The organism is Arthrobacter melezitosi, from assembly GCF_054511055.1.
This window is the reverse complement of sequence record NZ_JBTNDJ010000007.1, coordinates 91,506-110,067: the sequence shown is the minus strand read 5'-3', so window position 1 is coordinate 110,067 and position 18,562 is coordinate 91,506. Positions and strand designations below refer to the sequence as shown.

The window sequence follows — 18,562 nt, the reverse complement described above, 5'->3', positions numbered from 1 at the left end:
TAGTTGTGTCTGTAGAGGTAAATACCCCGAGCCTGATCCCGACGTTGCCGGGGTCCACCTATGTCGACGAAGGGGTGTTCCGGGCCGAGCAGGAACGGATCTTCGAGCAGATGTGGTTCTGCGCCGTGCGCTCGGAGGACCTGGACAAGCCCGGCGCCTATAGGACCGTGCAGATCGGGCGCGAGAGCGTGCTGATCTCCCGCACACGCAAGGGCGGGATCCGCGCCTTCTACAACATCTGCCGCCACCGCGGGGTGAAGCTGTGCATGGAGGAATCCGGGCAGGCCGCGCGGTCCTTCCAGTGCCCGTACCACGCGTGGACCTACGACTTCGAGGGCAAGCTGATCGCTGCGCCGAACCTCACCAAGATGCCCGACATCGACCGGGACGAGTACGGCCTGGTGAAGGTGCACCTGCGCGAGTACCTCGGGTACGTCTGGGTGTGCCTGGCCGCCGAGCCGCCGTCCTTCGAGGAGGAGGTCATGGGCGCCATCGAGGAGCGCCTCGGGGACCTGCGCGCCATCGAGGGCTACGACGTGGCGAACCTGAGCCTGGGCAAGCGGATCCGGTACGACGTGAAGGCCAACTGGAAGCTCATCATCGAGAACTTCATGGAGTGCTACCACTGCGCCACCATCCACCCGGAGCTGACCGAGGTGCTGCCGGAGTTCGCCGACGGGCTGGCGGCGCAGTACTTCGTGGGCCATGGGGCGGAGTTCGGCGGGGACATCAAGGGCTTCACCGTTGACGGCTCCGAGGGCCTCGACCGGATTCCAGGCATCGACGAGGACCAGGACCGCCGATACTACGCCATCACGATCAAGCCGACGGTGTTCGTGAACCTGGTGCCGGACCACGTGATCATCCACCGGATGTTCCCGATGGCCGCCGACCGCACCATCGTCGAGTGCGACTGGCTGTACCTGCCGAGCGTCGTGGCGGCCGGGAAGGACCTCACCGCCTCGGTGGAGCTGTTCCACCGGGTGAACCTGCAGGACTTCGATGCCTGCGAACGCTGCCAGCCGGCGATGAACTCGAAGGTCTACGCCAAGGGCGGGGTGCTGGTGCCCAGCGAACACCACATCCGTGCCTTCCACGACTGGGTGGAAAGCAAGGTCGGCGACGTCGTGCCGACCCGGTAGCGCCCCTCCGCGGGACGGGCACCGTCACCGTCCCGTGTAACCCATCTTGGAACTGATCAGCTGCCCGGCCTGTGCGAGTGAATCGAGCAGGCCGGGCTTCTTTTCGGGATCGAAACGGAACGCCGGCCCCGAGATGCTGACGGCTCCGATCACCACACCCAGGTGGTTCCGCACCGCCACGGCGATGGCCCGCAGGCCGATCTCGAACTCCTCATTGGCCACGGCGTAGCCGGTACGGACGACGTCGTGCAGTTGGGTCTCGAGCTCCTTGCGGTTGGTGATCGTGCGCGGAGTGCGGGCGGGAAGCCCGGTCTCCCGGAAGATCCGGTCCCGCTCGTCTGCCGTCAGCGAGGCGAGCAGTACCTTGCCGCTTGAGGTGGCATGCAGGGGAGTGAGGCTGCCGATCCAGTCGTAGGTGGCCAGGGTCGAGGGGCCCATGGCCTGGTCGACATTGACGGCGAAGTTGGAGCGGAGCACCGCGAGGTTGACGGTTTCCTTGAATTCGTCGGCGAGGGCTTCGAGCACCGGGCGGGCTTCCTGGACCAGGCTGAGCCGGCCGGGGATGGAGCTGGCGAGGCGCAGGATGCCGAAGCCCAGCTGGTATTTGCCGCGCTCGCTGTTCTGGTGGACCATCTCGCGGGCCACGAGGGAGCCGAGCAGGCGCGACGCGGTGGACTTGTGGATGCCCATCTCTTCGGCGATCTCACTGACGCCGGCATTGCCGTCGCGGGCTAGGATCTCGAGGATGGCCATGGCGCGGTCCACCGACTGCACACCCCCGGCCTGGCCGGCGTCGGCGTCGAGGTCCACGTCGGGGCCGGAAGAATTATTGGAAGCCATGGCCCATGCTCTCACCTAATGTCCGGAACCCGCTTCAGCCCGCGGTGGCGGGTCCGCGCCTGCTTTCCTGGCGGGCAGCCGCCGCCCGTGGGCGGCTTGGAGACGCGTACCGCAGGTCCGGGACCGGCACCTTTCCTCAGCACTCGATGACGTTGACGGCGAGGCCCCCGCGGGAGGTCTCCTTGTACTTGGTCATCATGTCGGCTCCGGTTTCGCGCATTGTCTTGATGGCCTTGTCGAGGGAGACGACGTGGCTGCCGTCCCCGTGCAGGGCCAGGCGCGCGGCGTTGATGGCCTTGACGCTGGCGATCGCATTGCGTTCGATGCAGGGGATCTGGACCAGCCCGCCGACCGGGTCGCAGGTGAGGCCGAGATTGTGTTCGATGCCGACCTCGGCGGCGTTCTCCACCTGCGCCGGGGTGCCGTCGAGCACCTCGCACAGTCCGGCGGCGGCCATGGAGCAGGCCGAGCCCACTTCGCCCTGGCAGCCGACCTCGGCCCCGGAGATCGAGGCGTTGGTCTTGAACAGGATGCCGACGGCGGCAGCGGTGAGCAGGAAGCGGACGACGCCGTCGTCGTTGGCTCCGGGGACGAACTTGACGTAGTAGTGGAGCACCGCGGGCACGATGCCGGCCGCCCCGTTGGTTGGGGCGGTGACGATGCGGCCGCCGGCGGCGTTTTCCTCGTTGACGGCCAGGGCGAAGAGGTTCACCCATTCCATGGCCAGCAGCGGGTCGGCGGGGGCCTGGGCCAGGGTGGCGGGCGCGTTGTCGGCGGCCGGGCGGGTGCCTGGTGCGGCGCCGGTTGAGGCCGAACCGGTGGACGCAGAGCCGGCGGACGCGGAGCCGGCGGACGCCGCTGCCGCGAGGGTCCGGAACAGGGCCGGGGCGCGGCGCTTGACCTTCAGCCCGCCGGGCAGGATGCCTTCAGCGGCGCATCCGTTCTCGACGCACTCGCGCATCACCGCCCAGAGGGCAAGGAGCTTGTCCCGCAGTTCGGCCTCGGAGTGCCAGGTGAGTTCGTTGGCGAGCATGATCTCCGGGATCGACTTGTCCTCCCGGCGGCAGATCTCCAGCAGTTCGTCGGCGCTGGCGAAGGGGTAGGGCAGCACCGTGGCGTCGGGGACGACCTTGGCGGCTCCCTCTGCGTCCCCGTCAACGACGAAGCCCCCGCCCACGGAGTAGTAGCTGCGCTCCCGCAGCACCGCGCCGGAGTGGTTCAGGGCCCAGAAGGTCATGCCGTTGGGGTGGGCCGGCAGGGACCTGCGGCGGTGCAGCACCAGGTCTTCCTCCCAGTTGAAGTCGATCCGGTGATGTCCGGCCAGATGAAGTTCGGCGTTCAGCGCCGCGGCGGCCACCTGGTCGTCGGCTGTGAAGGTGTCGACGGTCTCGGGGTCCTTGCCCTGCAGGCCGAGAACTACCGCCTTGTCCGAGCCGTGCCCGCGTCCGGTTGCGCCCAGGGACCCGTACAGTTCGGCGCGCACCCGGGCCGTGGCCGGGAGGAGCCCGTCCTCGGCGAGCCCGTCGGCGAACCGTTTGGCCGCGCGCATGGGCCCGACCGTGTGGGAGGAGGAGGGTCCGATGCCGACCGAGAACAGGTCGAGCACGCTCAGGGCCATCAGGGGACCTCGGGGGAGGCGTATTCGCGCATCGCGTCGAGGAGCCAATGGCCGAGGAAGGTGACGAAGGAGGCCCGGGGGAGGATGCGGTAGGTGGCCTCGGCGGTCTTCCAGAGGATGACCGGGATGCCGCCGACCTCGGTGGACAGGGCGGTGCCGGCGGGGTGGACGCGGGGGTGGAGGTCCAGGGAGCATCCCTTTTCGAGCACGGCGCGGGCGCGGGGCCCAGTGAGTTCGAAGGTGGTGCGGTTGGCGGAGAGGTCGACCACCTGCCCCTGCCCGTCCGCCAGCGCCTCCACCAGGGAGGGGACGAGGTCTCCACCCAGGGTTTCGTGCGCCTCCGGCGGGGCGACGACGAGGAATTCGGTGGGGCCGAGCCACAGCACGTTGGCGCCCGTGCTGCCAGCCACGTCCCCGCAACGTGCTGGCAGGCCGCCGGTCACCGCGGCGATCCGCTGCCCTTCCGCGGATCCAGGCTCCACCCGGACGCCGGCCATGGTGAGGAATTCGACCTCGGACAGCTCGACGACGCCGACGGTGGAGCCGGCAGAGAACGCCTCGTGCAGCAGCGACGCCGGGCTCCGCCGGAGGGCGTGAAGGTCCCGGGGGATGTCCTGCGGGGTGTCGAGTTCCTGGGTGTCAGCCATCTTTGCGGGTCCCTTCGGGGTCAAAAAGCACTGTGTCGCCGACGACCACGTCCACGAGCCGGTCCCCGGCGGCGGCCACCAGGGTTTCACCGATCCGGTTGCGGCCGTTGTCGATCAGGGCGAGGGCGAAGGTGCGGCCGAGCGCGGCGCTTGTGTAACTGGAGGTGACGAAGCCCTGCATCGGCACGGGCTCCGGAGCCGGCCCCCGGCCGAGGTCGACGGGCACGCCCTTGTCGATGAGCTGGGAGCCCTCCGGGAGGCGGAAGGTCCGGTCGACGGGCAGCACGCTGACCAGGTGCCTGCGGTCCGGTCGGGAGGCGTCCGCCCTGGCGTAGGAGCGCTTGCCAATGAAGTCCTTGACCTTGGAGACCACCCACTCCATTCCGGCGTCCTGCGGGGTGACCGTCCCGTCGGTGTCCTGCCCGACGATGGGGTAGCCCTTCTCGGCCCTCAGCACGTGCATGGTTTCGGTGCCGTACGGGGTGATGTTGTACTCGGCCCCGGCCGCCGCGACGGCCTCCCAGGTGGCGAGCCCGTACCAGGCGGGCACGTTGATCTCGTAGGCGAGCTCACCGGAGAACGAGATCCGGCAGACCCGGGCCGGCACCCCGTTCGCCAGGGGAGTTTCCCGGAAGGTCATGAACGGGAACGCCTCGGCCTCCAGCCCGCCGTCCGCCGCGAGGTCCGGGGCCAGCGTGGCCAGCACCGCGCGGGACTTCGGGCCGACGACGGCGATGGTGGTCCACTGCTCGGTCACCGAGGTGCAGTGCACGTCGAGGTCCGGCCATTCGGTCTGCAGCCATTCCTCGAGCCAGTCCAGGACCTTCGCGGCGCCGCCGGTGGTGGTGGTCAGAAAGTAGCGGTCATCGTCGAGGCGCAGGGTCACGCCGTCGTCGAAGATCATGCCGTCGGCCATGCACATCACGCCGTAGCGGGCCGAGCCCGGAGCGAGCTTCTTGAACGCGTTGGTGTAAATCCGGTTGAGGAACTCACCGGCGTCCTTGCCCCGGATTTCGATCTTGCCGAGGGTGGTGGCGTCGAGGAAGCCCACGGAGTCGCGGACGGCGGCGCATTCGCGCAGCACGGCGGCGTCCATGTCCTCCCCGGGCTGCGGGTAGTACCAGGGCCGCTTCCACTGCCCGACGTCCTCAAACTCCGCGCCGTGGGCCACGTGCCAGGGGTGGATGGAGGTGACCCGGGCGGGGTCGAACAGCTCGCCGCGCTGGCGGCCGGCGAGGGCGGCGAACGCCACCGGGGTGAACGGGGCCCGGTAGGAGGTGGTGCCGAGGTCGCCGATGCCCCGGGACGCTTCCCCCACCTGGCGGAGGGCCGCGGCGATGACGCCGATGGCGTTCACCCCGGAGGTCTTGCCCTGGTCGTTGGCGGTGCTGATGGAGGTGTAGCGCTTGATGTGCTCGACCGAGCGCATGCCGGCGCCGGTGGAGCGCAGGACGTCGGCCACCGACTGGTCGCGCTGGAGGTCGACGAAGTGGCGGTTCCAGTCATCGGGCGTACCGGTCTGGCCTGGCACCAGCCACAGCTGCCGGATGGGGGCGGACGCCGTCGGTTCACTCATCGGTGCCGGTTTCGGTCCGGGGCCGGCGGCGCCGAACTCTGCGGCGGTGGCGGCCGCTGTCCCTGCGGCGGCGCCCTCGGCGAGGCAGTCGGCGAGTTCGAAGCTGCCGCGGCCTGAGCCGGCGAGGTGCTGGTTAGGCACGGGCCGGGCGGGGACGAAGGCGGCGAGGTCGTCGTCCCAGCGCAGTTTGCCCTGCCGTTGCGAGTGCAGGTGGACCACAGGGGACCAGCCGCCGGAGACGGCCAACAAGTCGCACTCCAGCTGCTCGGAAGCGGCGGTGAGGGTGCCGTCGTCGTTCAGGCCTCGCACGGTGACGCCGGTCAGGCGGCCGTCGCCGGATCCTGCACCACTCGCCACGTCGGTGTCGGCCACCGCGCTGCCGGTGAGGACCCGGATGCCGGCGTCGGCGGCGGCCTGCGCCGTCGGACTCAGGACGGGCCGGGCATCGACGACGGCGGCGAGCGGAATGCCGGCGTCGCTCAGGTCGGCGGCCAGGGCGTAGGCGCTGTCATTGGTGGTGGCGATGACCACCCGGGAGCCGGGGGCGACGGCGTAGCGGTTGAGGTAGGTCCGGACCGCCGAGGCGAGCATAATGCCGGGGCGGTCGTTGTTCTCGAAGACCAGCGGGCGTTCGTGGGCGCCCGGGGCCAGGACCACCTGCGCGGCGCGGATGTGCCAGATCCGCTGCCGGGAGACGCCCGGGGCGGCCGGGGCGCTGAAGTGGTCGGTGCGGTGCTGGGCCGCGACGATGTAGTTCGAGTCGTAGGAGCCGAAGGCCGTGGTGCGGTTCAGGACGGTGCATTCGGGGGCGGCGATGAGTTCTGCCTCCACGTCGGCCACCCACTCGCGGGCCGGTTTGCCTTCGATCGTCGGCCCAGTGCTTGCGGGTTCGGAGAGGAGGGAGCCGCCGAGTTCCGGCTGATCGTCGAGGAGCATCACGCGGGCCCCGCTGCTCACGGCCTCGCGGGCCGCGGCCAGGCCCGCCGGGCCGCCGCCGACGACGAGGACGTCGGTGTGGACGTACTTCTTGTCGTACTCCGCGCGGTCCTCCTCCGGGTCGAGCCGGCCGCGGCCGGTGAGCAGTTCGGCGTCGAGCCCGTCCACGAGGGAGACGGTGGTGGCCGGGAGCATCGACTCGGCGACGTGCCCTGGGAAGCGGGGGGAGACCCGGACCAGGGCGTTGGGCTCCTCCACGCCGGCGGCGAGGATTCCCCGCGGCCGGTCCTCGTAGATCGAGTTGCCTACGGCGATGCGGCCGTTGGCGAGCAGGGCCGAGGCGAGGGTGTCGCCGGGGTGGCCGGTGTACTCGGTGCCGTCCACGGTGAACCGCCACAGCGTGCTGCGGTCGATCCGCCCGCCGGTGGCGAGGCGGGCAGGCTGCTGGGCGGTCATGGGCGTGCTCCTTCGGGGGAAGCGGGGGCGGCGGTCTGAGCGCCGGGGCCGGGTCCGCCGGTGACGGGAGTGCCGCCCGGTGGCGCCGTCGTCGGGCGGGGTTCGCCCATGCGGTAGACGGCCTGGATGTCGTAGGTGGCGGTGTCGCGGACCATGTTGAACCACTGCCGGCAGCCGGTGCTGTGGAGCCAGCGTTCGGCGAAGGCGCCCTTGGGGTTCTCGCGGTAGAAGAGGAACTCGGCCCATTGGCGGTCGTCAAGCTCGTTCGGGTTCTCGGGGTAGGGCACGTGGGCCTGGCCGCCGTAGTGGAACTCGGTTTCGTCGCGGGGCCCGCAGTGGGGGCAGGGAATCAGGAGCATGTCGGCTGCTTTCTTGGAGGCGGCGTCACGTGGGCGGCGTCTAGTGGGCGACGGCGGCGGCGCCGTGTTCGTCGATCAGGGCACCGGTCTCGAAGCGCTCCAGGGCGAAGGGCCGGTTGAGGGCGTGGGGGGTGCCGGTGGCGATGGTGTGGGCGAAGGTGAGTCCGGCACCCGGAGTGCCCTTGAACCCGCCGGTGCCCCAGCCGCAGTTGACGAACATGTTGTCCACCGGGGTGGTGCCCACGATGGGGGAGGCGTCCAGGGTGGTATCGACAATTCCGCCCCAGGTGCGCAGCACGTGCGCCCGGGCGAAGATGGGGAACAGTTCGACGGCGGCGGCCATTTGGTGTTCGATCACGTGGAAGGACCCGCGCTGGCCGTAGCCGTTGTAGGAGTCGACGCCGGCGCCCATGACCAGTTCGCCCTTGTGAGCCTGGGAGACGTAGACGTGGACGTGGTTGGACATCACCACTGTGGGGTGGACGGGTTCGTGGAGTTCCGAGACGAGGGCCTGCAGCGGGTGGGACTGGATGGGCAGGCGGAAGCCTGCCATCTCCGCGAGCACGCTGCTGTGTCCGGCGGCGCACAGCCCCACCTTCTCGGTGTGGATCGTGCCTTGGTTGGTCTTCACGCCGACGACGCGGTTGCCGTCCTTGAGGAAGCCGGTGACCTCGCAGTTCTGGATGATGTCGACGCCGAGCTGGTCGCACTTGCGGGCGAAGGCCCACGCCACGTGGTCGTGCTTGGCGATGCCGGCGCGCGGCTGGTAGGTGGCGCCCAGCACCGGGTAGCGGATGTTGTCGCTGATGTTCAGAATGGGGCACAGTTCCTTGACCTGTGCCGGGTTTAGCCATTCGGCGTCGACGCCGTTGAGCCGGTTCGCTCCGACCCGGCGGATGCTCTCGCGCACGTCGCCGAGGGTGTGGGCGAGGTTCATGACGCCGCGCTGGCTGAACAGGAAGTCGTAGTCGAGTTCCTCGGGCAGGATCTCCCACAGCTTCAGGGACGCCTCGTAGATGGCGGCGCTCTCGTCCCAGAGGTAGTTGGAGCGGATGATCGTGGTGTTGCGGGCCATGTTGCCGCCGGCCAGCCAGCCCTTTTCCAGCACGGCGATGTTGGTCATGCCGTGGTTCGTGGCCAGGTAGTAGGCCGTGGCCAGGCCGTGTCCGCCGCCGCCGACGATGACGGCGTCGTAGGAGGACTTGGGCTCGGGATTCCGCCAGAGGAAGTCCGGGTGTTCGGGGAGCTTGTCGGCGCTCACTGGGCGGCTCCAATCATTGCTGCGTCGAGGTCCGCCTGCCGGGCGGGGTCATTCAGGTGGGGGTAGAGCGGGAACCGCTCGGCCAGTGCGGTAACCCGGCGGCGGAGGTTGTCCGCGGCGGCGTCGGTTCCGCCGTCGTACGTGGCGTCGTCGTGCGCGGGGCTGGTGAGGGCAGTGCTGGTGAGTGCGGTGGCGATGATGTCGGCCACCTCGGTGAATTCCTCTGCGCTGAAGCCGCGGGTGGCCAGGGCGGGGGTGCCGATCCGCAGCCCGGAGGAGACCATCGGGGGGCGGGGGTCGAAGGGGACCGCGTTGCGGTTCACGGTGATGCCGATGCGGTGCAGGCGGTCCTCGGCCTGCTGGCCGTCCAGGTCGGAGTTGCGCAGGTCGACCAGGACGAGGTGGACGTCGGTGCCGCCGGTGACCACGGAGATGCCGGCGTCGGCCACGTCGGAGCGCAGCAGGCGGTCGGCGAGGATCCGGGCGCCTTCGAGGGTGCGCTCCTGGCGTTCCCGGAATTCCGCCGAGGCGGCGAGCTTGAAGGCCACGGCCTTGGCGGCGATGACGTGTTCGAGCGGGCCGCCCTGCTGGCCGGGGAACACCGCGCTGTTGATTTTGCGGGCGTGCTCGGCCCGGCTGAGGATGACGCCGCCGCGGGGGCCGCCGAGGGTCTTGTGCGTGGTGGTGGTGACGACATCGGCGTACGGCACCGGGCTGGGGTGCAGCCCGGCGGCGACGAGCCCGGCGAAGTGGGCCATATCCACCATCAGGTACGCGCCGACGAGGTCGGCGATGCGGCGGAACTCGGCGAAGTCGAGTTGCCGGGAGTAGGCGGACCAGCCGGCGACGATCAGCCGGGGCCGGTGCTCGAGGGCCAGGGCCTCCACCTCGGCCATGTCCACGCGGTGGTCGGACTCGCCGACGTGGTAGGGGACGACGTTGTAGAGCTTGCCGGAGAAGTTGAGGCGCATCCCGTGCGTCAGGTGGCCGCCGTGGGCGAGGTCCAGGCCCAGGATGGTGTCGCCCGGGTCGAGGAGGGCGAACATCGCTGCGGCATTGGCCTGCGCGCCGGAATGCGGCTGGACGTTGGCTGCCCCGGCGCCGAAGAGCGCCTTGACCCGGTCGATGGCGAGCTGTTCGATGACGTCGACGTGTTCGCAGCCGCCGTAGTAGCGCCGGCCCGGGTAGCCCTCGGCGTACTTGTTGGTGAGCACCGAGCCCTGGGCCTCCATGACGGCTGCCGGCGCGAAGTTCTCGGAGGCGATCATCTCCAGGGTGGACTGCTGGCGGTCGAGCTCCCTGGCGAGGGCGCCGGCGACCTCGGAGTCCGTCTCGGTGAGGGAACCTGTGAGCACGTCCGGCATGGTTTCTCCTTTGGCTTCAAGCAGCACTGCTTCTAGTATGCGACTGATATATCAGTAGTGGTGCAATAGTATGTTTGGCATTGCAGGGGAGTCAAGGGTCCTGTGGCCCCCGCTGTTGCCGCCGAAGCCGAGGAGTTCCTATGACGTCGACACTGGAGGGACGGCTGCCGGACGGCACGGAGAGGTCGATGGCGGAGCTGGCGTACTACCAGCTGCGGGACAAGCTCATCATGCTGGAGATCCGGCCGGGGGAGGCCATCAACGACGGGCAGCTCGCCGCCGAACTCGGTATCGGCCGCACGCCGGTGCGGGAGGCGCTGAAGCGGCTGGAGCTCGACCACCTGGTTGTCTCCTACCCGCGCAGGGGCACCTTCGCCACCGTCGTGGACATCACCGAGCTCGCCGACGTTTCGGAGATCCGGGCCTCCCTCGAACCGCTTGCTGCGCGGCGGGCCGCCCAGGTGGCGACGGCGGGGATGCGTGCCGAGCTGCGCGAGACGGCTGCTGCAATTGCGGGGGATGCCCTGGCGGAGGGCAGCCCCTACGAGCTGATGCGCTTCGACATGAAGGTCCACCGCCTGATCTACCGGGCGGCGGCGAATCCGCACCTGGAGGATGTGCTGATCCGCTACGACAACCTGGCGACACGGATCTGGTGCCTGGTGGTGGAGAAGGTGCCGGCCGTGGCGGAGCACATCGCCGAGCATGCGGAGCTGTTGGAGACGATCGCGGGGGGCGATGCGGACCGTGCTGGGAAGCTCGCGCTAGAGCATGTGACGAGCTTTGAGCGTGCCGTGCGGCGGGTGCTCTGAGCTGCTGGACTGCGGGAGATAGTTGGCAGAACGGCTGCTGGGACGAAACGAAAATAATCTGCGCGGCGAGCGCACATTGTTCCTAGTTGTTAGCAATGCCGGTGGCAAGTCGGATTTTACCTACCTGAGAAGACGTCGACAGCCAAAACAGCGGCACAGGCCAGCGAAAGCCCTTGCACAGAATGCCGCGGGCACGTGACCGGCGATTCCCGAGCTAAGTTAGATTTGTAACGTATGCTCTTCAACCTGTTAAGTTGGCGGGATGGTAGAACCCTCTGTACGGGATGAGTTAGCCGCCTTCGTAGCCGAGCGCGATTGGGCCAAGTTCCATACGCCAGAGAATCTCGCAAAGAGCATCGTCATTGAGGCCAGCGAACTACTTGAGTGCTTCCAGTGGAATGCGGACGCCGCCGACGCGCGGGTCCGTGAAGAGCTGGCCGACGTGCTCACGTACTGCCTTCTGCTGGCCGATCGACTGGGTGTCGATCCTGACCGGATAGTGCTCGACAAGCTCGCGAAGACGCGGGAGAAGTACCCGATTGAGAAAGCGCGGGGGCGAAGCGCCAAGTATGACGCCCTTTGAGATTCAGCGGCTCGATTTCACTGCCGCCGCCGTCGCCGACTGGGCGCCACTGAACCACCGCAACACGAATTGGCCGGTCGTCTACGTATTGGATGACGCCGCGGGCGCTATGCCGGGCGCCCCCAGAGCGGGTCTGAATGACGTCTACGTGGGGGAGTCGCGCAACGCAGCAGCGCGAATGAATCAGCATTTCGCCTCCCCGGAAAAGCAACATCTCAGTACGGTGCGCGTCGTTGTCGACGCCACCTTCAACAAGTCCGTCTGCCTCGACCTCGAGTCCTATCTCATTCGAATGCTTGCAGGGGACGGTGCATACCGGGTGCTGAACCGGAACGACGGCATCATCGAGGCCGACTACTACAATCGCGACCAGTACAGGGAGACCTTCCACAAAGTCTTCGAGAGTCTCAGAGATGACGGTGTCTTTAGCCGAAGTATCCCCGAGATCGAAAACAGCGACCTCTTCAAGCTATCGCCCTTCAAAGAGCTGACCCAGGATCAAGCGATTGCCGTCGAGGGAATCCTTGAGGGACTGTTTGAGGATCTAAAGGCCGACTCGCGCAGCACAATCGTCGTCCAAGGCGACCCAGGCACCGGTAAGACGGTTGTCGCGATCTACATGCTCAAGTTGATCGTTGATATCGCCAGCGCCGCGCCGGCCGTAGACCTCGACAGTGACTCGATGTTCTCCGAGTTCTTCATCGAGGACTATGCCGCTCTTCTCGCTGGACTGCGCATCGGGCTCGTGGTGCCTCAACAGTCCCTACGCGAGTCGATCAAGAAGGTTTTCCGGAAGACGCCGGGACTGGGTCCAGAGATGGTGATGACCGCCTTCGATGTCGGCGTCGCAGATGAGCCCTTCGATCTACTGATCGTCGACGAGTCACATCGCCTCAATCAGCGCGCCAACCAACCTTCTGGAGTGCAGAACAAGAAGTTCCGTGAGATCAACGAGAAGCTCTTCGGCCATGACGATAAGACGAAGACACAACTCGACTGGATTCGCGCGAAGAGCAAGAACCAAATCTTTCTCCTAGACGCGGCGCAAAGCGTTCGGCCGGCGGACCTTTCTCCAGAACTTCTGCACGAACTGGTTGTGGAAGCCAAGGGCGCAAGTCGACACTATCCGCTTGTGTCGCAGATGCGGGTGCGAGCCGGATCCGACTATGTCGGATACGTCAGGCGGATTCTTGGGGGCACAGATGTGACAACGGGGCCGACGTCAGCGGAAAGCTTCGAGGGATACGACTTCCGCTTGTTCGAGAGCATTGCTGACATGCGTGCCGAGATACTGCGGCGAGATGCGGAAGCCGGCTTATCGAGGTTGGTGGCCGGGTATGCGTGGCCGTGGAAGACGAAGGTCGATAAGACCGCGTACGACATTGAGATCGAGGGGAACCAGTTCCGCTGGAACAGCATCCAGACGGACTGGATCGCCTCCTCAAAGTCGCGGGAGGAAGTGGGGTCGATACACACCGTGCAGGGGTACGACCTCAACTACGCGGGCGTGATCATCGGACTTGATCTCCGCTACGACGTCGCTGGAAAGAGGATTGTCGTCGACCGGGGCTCGTACTTCGACAAGAAGGGCAAGGAGAACAATCCGGTTCTGGGCAAGATCTACACAGACGACGATCTCTTGCGGTTCATCCAAAACATCTATGCCGTGCTGCTGACGCGAGGCATCAGAGGAACCTATGTGTACGTGTGCGACCCTGACTTACGGGCGTATTTGCGCGCCTTCATACCGAACAACGAAGTGAACCAAGGCGGATCGCCCTAGGCGATGATTCGGCCTCGTCGGTTCGTCTGAAACTGTGGAGATGCCTTCATCGGCCCACTAAACCGTTCGAGGATGTGCCGGCTGTGATTGGCGGGTTGACCATCCAGGTCATCGCCATGATTGAGTACTCGGCGATCGCCGGGACGATCGGGGCCGGCGGCATCAGCTACGTCGCCATGACCTACGGGTACCAGCGGTTCGTCTCAAGGAGGAGGCACGCAGAAGGACATTGCTGAAAATCCCTCTAGGTCCTAATGCGCCGCGACGCTGGCCGCAGACATACCGGCAGAGTTGCTCGTCTAACGAATAGATGCGCGCACTAGCGATGTCTCGTATACCGCGAGGTCCCGACGCGAAGGTCGTCCACATTTACGTCAGTTTCATTGGTGCACCTTAATGATATGCACCGGGAGTGGCCCGAGGGGGCAATTCGTAAGCAAACTAAGCCAGGTAAACCCATAAATGGGTGACACACTCCGTTGGCTTGTTCCAATACGGGGCCTATTCGATACAGTCGCTCTATGGCTTTAGTTGACCTTACTGATCGAGCTGCCGTCGTAGCCGCGCTGGATGAATTTGATGCCGTGGGCCGTAAAGCATTTCTGTCCAAATATGGTTTTCGACCGGCTCGCAGGTACTTCATTAGCCGGGATGAGAAGCTCTACGACTCGAAGGCAGTTGTTGGTGCCGCACACGCATATCAATATGGAAAGCTGCTAGGCAGCTCAGATTTCAGCGGCGGCGATGCGACTGTTGTTCCTGTGTTGGCTCGGATGGGCTTTCACGTGATTACGGGGAGTGTACCGGGCCCGCTGAGTGACCACCTCGAAGAGGTGTTGCTGCTGCAAAGCGATTGGAGCCATAAGAAGACCGCCGCGATGGATCGTCGTGGTCAGATTGTGCGTACTGAGATTCCTAACTGGCTGCGCTCAAATTTCAACGTGCTGATTCGGTCCGTGCTATGGCCGGAGGGTGACCTCGAGACAGAAGGGCGCGATGGGACCGGCCCGAAGACAGAAATCCCTTGGACGCGCCTGTACTCGGGATCGCGGAGTCCATCAGCCACCAATGGCTGGTATGTCGTTTTCTTGTTTAGCGCGCTGGGTGACCGTTGTTACCTGTCGCTCGGTCACGGAGCTACCCGGTGGGACGGCGTCGAATTCAAACCGCGTCCTCTCCCGGAAATGAAAGAGTCGGTGCGGTGGGCCCGTTCTGTTCTTCGAAGCGGTCTCGACCACGAGCGACTGCGACAGGGGATTTTGCTCGACGCCCGGCGTAGTCCGCTCGGTCCGTCATATGAGGCAGGCACCGTAGCGGCGTTCGAATACCTGCTAGATCACATGCCTTCGGATGATGACATTCTCCGAGACCTAGAACTAATGCTCGTCCTGCTGTCGCAGCTCTACATTGCTGAGGATATCGATCCTCGCGCTCCCGGAGTGCCAGCACCAGAGGTTGAGCTAGTTACCGATGCAGTCATGGCGGCGGCCGGCAAGCGGAGGGGGCGAGGGCGGCAGGGCTTTGGACTTACCAAGCCCGAGCAACGGGCGGTTGAACGCCGCGCTGTCGACGTGGTCACGGCTCACTATAAGGCCCAAGGGTGGAAGGTACAGGACGTCGGCGACCGTGAGTCTTATGACCTGCGCTGCGTCCGAGAGGGTCGCCAACTCTTCGTGGAGGTAAAGGGAACGACATCCCGGGGGGAGTCGGTTCTACTCACCAAGAACGAAGTTGAGCTGCACCGTTCCGAGTACCCCCTCAATGCTCTGGCTGTTGTTCATAGCATCGTTCTGGACCCGCGAGGAGAAAACCCCATCGCGCATGACGGGGAGCTGGATGTGACCAGTCCATGGCGCTTGGAGGATACGGACTTAACCCCAATCGCCTACACCTACCGTAGACCGAAGGGCGACGTTGCTACGGCGCAATATGCTTTTCCTAGGCAAGATCCTGGACACATTGACTGAGGCTGGTTGGATTCGATCCCCCCGGCTTGCCACAAGAGGTGTAGGACGGGCAAGAGGCAAAGAAGCACTATCAGTAGAGTTCCAGTGCCTGCTGGTCGGTAGAGTGATCGGCTTAGGTCGAATTTGGGCAGTGAACAAAGTCGAATGGTGTACATAATGACTCCCAGTCGTATCGGCCCAGGATTGCCCCACTAGGAAGCGGCAAACATAGGAGCAGGTCTTGAGAGTTACAGTCGAAGACCGAAATTCCGACAGCGCGCCTGATTTGGTGGTTCAATCGATGATGAGGACTGGCTCGGTCCAGTGTCGAAATTTGTCGACGGCATCCTCACTCAAGTTCGAGGCCTCGGTGAGCATATCCGTGATGCCGCGACCGCCTTTTACTCCGCGTGGGAAACTGTAGAAGCGGTGGACCTGAGGAAGTCCAGAGGCGTGGGTGATGACACCCTCAGCTACCGCTGCGCACGCCTGTTCCTGGAAACTACGCTTTGCACGACGCTGACGCCCCAATCGGCGGAGTACTTGACGGGCTCTACTCGCACGCTGTGGCGGTACTTTCGGCGCCACGTGAAGGCGCTGACGTCGTCCTTCCGTAAGGAGTCCTGGCGTGAAGGGGTGCGGCTCTTCAATCGAGCAGGCTACCGACCTGGATAGAGCTCATCGAGCTCGCTGCGTGAGGAATCGGTATCGACGCAAAACTCGAATTCAGAGCAAGTAAATTTGTGATTAGCATTCCCCGGCACAACCGACGTGTTGGAGGAGCATGTGACGGCAATGGGCACTTGCAGAGCCAGACGGCGGGGTGGGTCGCCGGTGGTACGACATTAACGAGATCCGTGGACTACGGAAGATGAAGGAGGCTTGAGATGGCGCTGCTGACGTTGGTCAAGCAGAAAGACAAGATCGACGGCTCAATGAAGTCGAAGGTCTACTCCTTCTTTGAGAAGCTCCAGAAGGACGACACCGCTCCGGGTCTGCACATCGAACCGATGCGTTCCCCAGCGGATGAACGTGTCCGTACCGGACGCATCGACCTCAATTTCAGGGCAGTGCTGTTCAAGGTCTCTTACGAGAACATCCCGCATTACTTCTACTACGGTGCGTGGCCGCACGATGAGGCCATCGAGATCGCGCGCTCCAGTGTGCTGCAGGTCAATTCGGTCAACGGCGTGCTCGAGGTGCTGCGCACTTCCACACCTGACCCTGGAGAGCAGACGCCGGAGACGGGAGACGACGAGTCCGAGCACCCCGTTGATGAGATCGAAAGGGAGGCTCCGGAAGAGCCCGAGGATGAGCTTGTCTCCACACCGCTCTGGATAAATCCACTCACGGAGTGCGGGATGGATCAGGCCGGATTGGTTGCAGTACTCGGACTTGCTGCGGACCTGGTAGGGAAGGCATTCGCAGTCTCCTCAGAAGAAGAGCTCCTGGATGTCCTGGGCGACGCTCCGGACTGGCAGGCGACGGCACTGCTGGAGCTCGCCGCGGGTACGTCTGTTTCCGAGGTCCAGGACAAGCTCGCTCTGGGACGCTACGTCGACGACCCGGAGGAGTCCGACGAGGAAAAGATCAAGCGGGCGCTCGAGCATCCGGCGACCAAGATGCAGTTCACTTTTGTGGGAACTGATTCGGAGGAGTTGAAGAAGGTTATCGACGCCGGAGACTTCGATACCTGGCGTACTTTCCTTCACCCGGAACAGCGGATCTACGCAGAACGGCGCTACAACGGGTCCTTCCGGCTCTCGGGTGGTGCGGGTACAGGGAAGACCGTCGTACTGCTGCATCGGGCACGGGCGCTGTCCGCAGCGGACCCTTCCGCGCGAATAGTCCTGACCACGTACACGACGACGCTCGCCGAGTCCCTTGAAACCGGACTGGCCAAGCTCGATGCCGATCTTCCTCGTGCATCGAGGCCCGGTGACCCGGGTGTCCATATCGCTGGGGTGGATTCGCTCGTCAGTAGGGTCTTCCGTGCCGCTACCGAGATGGAACAGCGGTATTCGATGAAGCGCCTTTTCGGTCTTGAGACTGCAGCCCCCGGCAAAGTCGTGGGTTCGGACCATGAGAACCAGCAGTGGGAATCAGTTCTCCGAGACGTGGAGCATGGACTGGAACCGGAGCTTGCTAACCCGACGTTCCTACAGCAGGAGTACGAGACCGTAGTGCTGCCGAATGTCATCACCGCCAAGGACGAGTACCTGAAAGTCCCTCGAGCCGGCCGCGGCACCGCCTTGAACCGGGCCAAACGACTGGCCGTGTGGAAACTTGTCGAGGGCTACAGGTATTACAACAGGATTGAAATGCATGCTTCCTATGTCGAGATGGCGCACCTGGCGGCGCTGATCCTGCGGGACCGCGCGAGCGATGGCACGAAGCGTACTGCCGATCACGTCCTCATCGACGAAGCGCAGGACCTGCACGCGGGCCATTGGCTCTTCCTTCGGGAGCTGGTACAGCAGGGTCCGGACGACATCTTCATCGCCGAGGACTCACACCAACGCATCTACGGACAAAAGGTGCCACTGTCCCGTTTCGGTATCGGAATCGTCGGCAGATCGCGTCGGCTCACCCTCAACTACCGCACCACCCGACAGAATCTGGCGTACGCCGTCGGCCTGTTGCACGGTGTGCCGATCACGGATCTCGAGGGTGCCGACGAGTCCATCAACGGATACACGTCCTCCCGTACCGGACCTGCGCCCCAGGAACACGCGGCAGCTTCCTATGTAGAAGAGCTGGACAACCTCGCCGAGACGCTACGGGCATGGCAGGAGGAAGGAGTGCTGCTCGAGACCGTCGGCGTCCTCGTCCGCGCCAACTATCAAATCGGCAAAGTGATCAGCGGGTTGGACGAGCGGGGCATCACTGCACGTACAGCTGGATCCGCTGTCTCCTCTGGTGTGCCAGCCGTGATGACCATGCACCGCTCTAAGGGCATGGAGTTCACCCGTGTCGTTCTTTTCGGCCTATCCGATCAGTACCTGCCGGCCGCGCATCAATTGAAGAACATGGCCCCGGCCGAGCAGGCAGATGCGCTCCTGCGTGAGCGTTCGCTTCTCTACGTGGCCGCGACGAGGGCACGGGATGGTCTGGTGGTGTCGTGGAGCGGAAAACCGTCGGAGTTGCTTGGCACGAAGTAGCGTCGGTAAACATCAACGAGATCTGGGGGAGAGATGGCAGTAGGGACGTCGGTTAGGAAGTCCCGCTGGTGGGACGGA

The 18,562-nt window shown here is 65.2% G+C and carries 14 protein-coding genes; 7 read left to right on the top strand and 7 right to left on the bottom strand.

Annotation, left to right across the window (positions count from 1 at the left end; translation table 11 throughout):
• Window positions 1–5 precede the first annotated feature (5 nt).
• Entirely contained in the window at window positions 6–1,142 is a 1,137-nt protein-coding gene (locus tag ACX80W_RS09935) for an aromatic ring-hydroxylating oxygenase subunit alpha (protein ID WP_459282795.1), read from the top strand.
• A gap of 24 nt (window positions 1,143–1,166) precedes the next feature.
• Here the strand turns inward: ACX80W_RS09935 and ACX80W_RS09930 are convergent, their stop codons facing one another.
• From ACX80W_RS09930 to glyA, 7 genes are all read right to left on the bottom strand, one after another.
• Window positions 1,167–1,982, bottom strand: a complete 816-nt coding sequence (locus tag ACX80W_RS09930; RefSeq protein ID WP_459282793.1) for an IclR family transcriptional regulator — start codon at window positions 1,980–1,982, stop codon at window positions 1,167–1,169.
• 136 nt (window positions 1,983–2,118) lie between these two features.
• Window positions 2,119–3,600 (bottom strand): L-serine ammonia-lyase, encoded by a 1,482-nt coding sequence (locus ACX80W_RS09925; RefSeq protein ID WP_459282791.1) that lies wholly within the window; start codon window positions 3,598–3,600, stop codon window positions 2,119–2,121.
• On the bottom strand, window positions 3,600–4,247 hold the full coding sequence (locus ACX80W_RS09920) for a sarcosine oxidase subunit gamma (protein WP_459282789.1): 648 nt from the start codon (window positions 4,245–4,247) through the stop codon (window positions 3,600–3,602). Before ACX80W_RS09920 ends, ACX80W_RS09925 begins: the two co-directional genes overlap by 1 nt.
• Window positions 4,240–7,215 (bottom strand): sarcosine oxidase subunit alpha family protein, encoded by a 2,976-nt coding sequence (locus ACX80W_RS09915; protein ID WP_459282787.1) that lies wholly within the window; start codon window positions 7,213–7,215, stop codon window positions 4,240–4,242. Before ACX80W_RS09915 ends, ACX80W_RS09920 begins: the two co-directional genes overlap by 8 nt.
• Window positions 7,212–7,574 carry a sarcosine oxidase subunit delta gene (locus ACX80W_RS09910; RefSeq protein WP_459282785.1) on the bottom strand — a complete coding sequence of 121 codons (363 nt, stop codon included), beginning with the start codon at window positions 7,572–7,574 and terminating at the stop codon, window positions 7,212–7,214. Before ACX80W_RS09910 ends, ACX80W_RS09915 begins: the two co-directional genes overlap by 4 nt.
• 40 nt (window positions 7,575–7,614) lie before the next feature.
• Complete coding sequence (locus tag ACX80W_RS09905; RefSeq protein WP_459282783.1) at window positions 7,615–8,835, bottom strand: sarcosine oxidase subunit beta family protein; 1,221 nt, start codon at window positions 8,833–8,835, stop codon at window positions 7,615–7,617.
• Window positions 8,832–10,199, bottom strand: coding sequence for a serine hydroxymethyltransferase (gene glyA, locus ACX80W_RS09900; RefSeq protein ID WP_459282781.1), 1,368 nt, complete (start codon window positions 10,197–10,199; stop codon window positions 8,832–8,834). Before glyA ends, ACX80W_RS09905 begins: the two co-directional genes overlap by 4 nt.
• Window positions 10,200–10,339: 140 nt before the next feature.
• Between glyA and ACX80W_RS09895 the strand changes: the two genes are divergently transcribed.
• The 6 genes from ACX80W_RS09895 to ACX80W_RS09870 all read left to right on the top strand — a co-directional run bounded on the left by ACX80W_RS09895 (window position 10,340) and on the right by ACX80W_RS09870 (window position 18,484).
• Complete coding sequence (locus ACX80W_RS09895; protein WP_459282779.1) at window positions 10,340–11,011, top strand: GntR family transcriptional regulator; 672 nt, start codon at window positions 10,340–10,342, stop codon at window positions 11,009–11,011.
• 262 nt (window positions 11,012–11,273) lie between these two features.
• On the top strand, window positions 11,274–11,594 hold the full coding sequence (locus ACX80W_RS09890; protein ID WP_459282777.1) for a nucleotide pyrophosphohydrolase: 321 nt from the start codon (window positions 11,274–11,276) through the stop codon (window positions 11,592–11,594).
• A complete protein-coding gene (locus ACX80W_RS09885; RefSeq protein ID WP_459282775.1) occupies window positions 11,581–13,377 on the top strand; it encodes a DNA/RNA helicase domain-containing protein in 1,797 nt (598 codons plus the stop codon). The genes ACX80W_RS09890 and ACX80W_RS09885 overlap by 14 nt, the downstream gene beginning before the upstream one ends.
• 74 nt (window positions 13,378–13,451) lie before the next feature.
• Entirely contained in the window at window positions 13,452–13,613 is a 162-nt protein-coding gene (locus tag ACX80W_RS09880) for a hypothetical protein (protein ID WP_459282773.1), read from the top strand.
• A 285-nt stretch (window positions 13,614–13,898) separates the two neighbouring features.
• Window positions 13,899–15,344, top strand: coding sequence for an MrcB family domain-containing protein (locus ACX80W_RS09875; RefSeq protein WP_459282771.1), 1,446 nt, complete (start codon window positions 13,899–13,901; stop codon window positions 15,342–15,344).
• 866 nt (window positions 15,345–16,210) lie between these two features.
• The gene (locus ACX80W_RS09870; RefSeq protein WP_459282769.1) at window positions 16,211–18,484 is read left to right on the top strand and encodes a 3'-5' exonuclease; all 2,274 of its coding nucleotides are present in this window, start codon (window positions 16,211–16,213) and stop codon (window positions 18,482–18,484) included.
• The last annotated feature ends 78 nt before the right edge of the window (window positions 18,485–18,562 follow it).

Coding starts and splice junctions, on each gene's coding strand:
- ACX80W_RS09930 (WP_459282793.1), bottom strand. CDS start 1,982: ATGGCTTCCAATAATTCTTCCGGCCCCGACGTGGACCTCGACGCCGAC.
- ACX80W_RS09925 (WP_459282791.1), bottom strand. CDS start 3,600: ATGGCCCTGAGCGTGCTCGACCTGTTCTCGGTCGGCATCGGACCCTCC.
- ACX80W_RS09920 (WP_459282789.1), bottom strand. CDS start 4,247: ATGGCTGACACCCAGGAACTCGACACCCCGCAGGACATCCCCCGGGAC.
- ACX80W_RS09915 (WP_459282787.1), bottom strand. CDS start 7,215: ATGACCGCCCAGCAGCCTGCCCGCCTCGCCACCGGCGGGCGGATCGAC.
- ACX80W_RS09910 (WP_459282785.1), bottom strand. CDS start 7,574: ATGCTCCTGATTCCCTGCCCCCACTGCGGGCCCCGCGACGAAACCGAG.
- glyA (WP_459282781.1), bottom strand. CDS start 10,199: ATGCCGGACGTGCTCACAGGTTCCCTCACCGAGACGGACTCCGAGGTC.
- ACX80W_RS09895 (WP_459282779.1), top strand. CDS start 10,340: ATGACGTCGACACTGGAGGGACGGCTGCCGGACGGCACGGAGAGGTCG.
- ACX80W_RS09890 (WP_459282777.1), top strand. CDS start 11,274: ATGGTAGAACCCTCTGTACGGGATGAGTTAGCCGCCTTCGTAGCCGAG.
- ACX80W_RS09885 (WP_459282775.1), top strand. CDS start 11,581: ATGACGCCCTTTGAGATTCAGCGGCTCGATTTCACTGCCGCCGCCGTC.
- ACX80W_RS09875 (WP_459282771.1), top strand. CDS start 13,899: ATGGCTTTAGTTGACCTTACTGATCGAGCTGCCGTCGTAGCCGCGCTG.
- ACX80W_RS09870 (WP_459282769.1), top strand. CDS start 16,211: ATGGCGCTGCTGACGTTGGTCAAGCAGAAAGACAAGATCGACGGCTCA.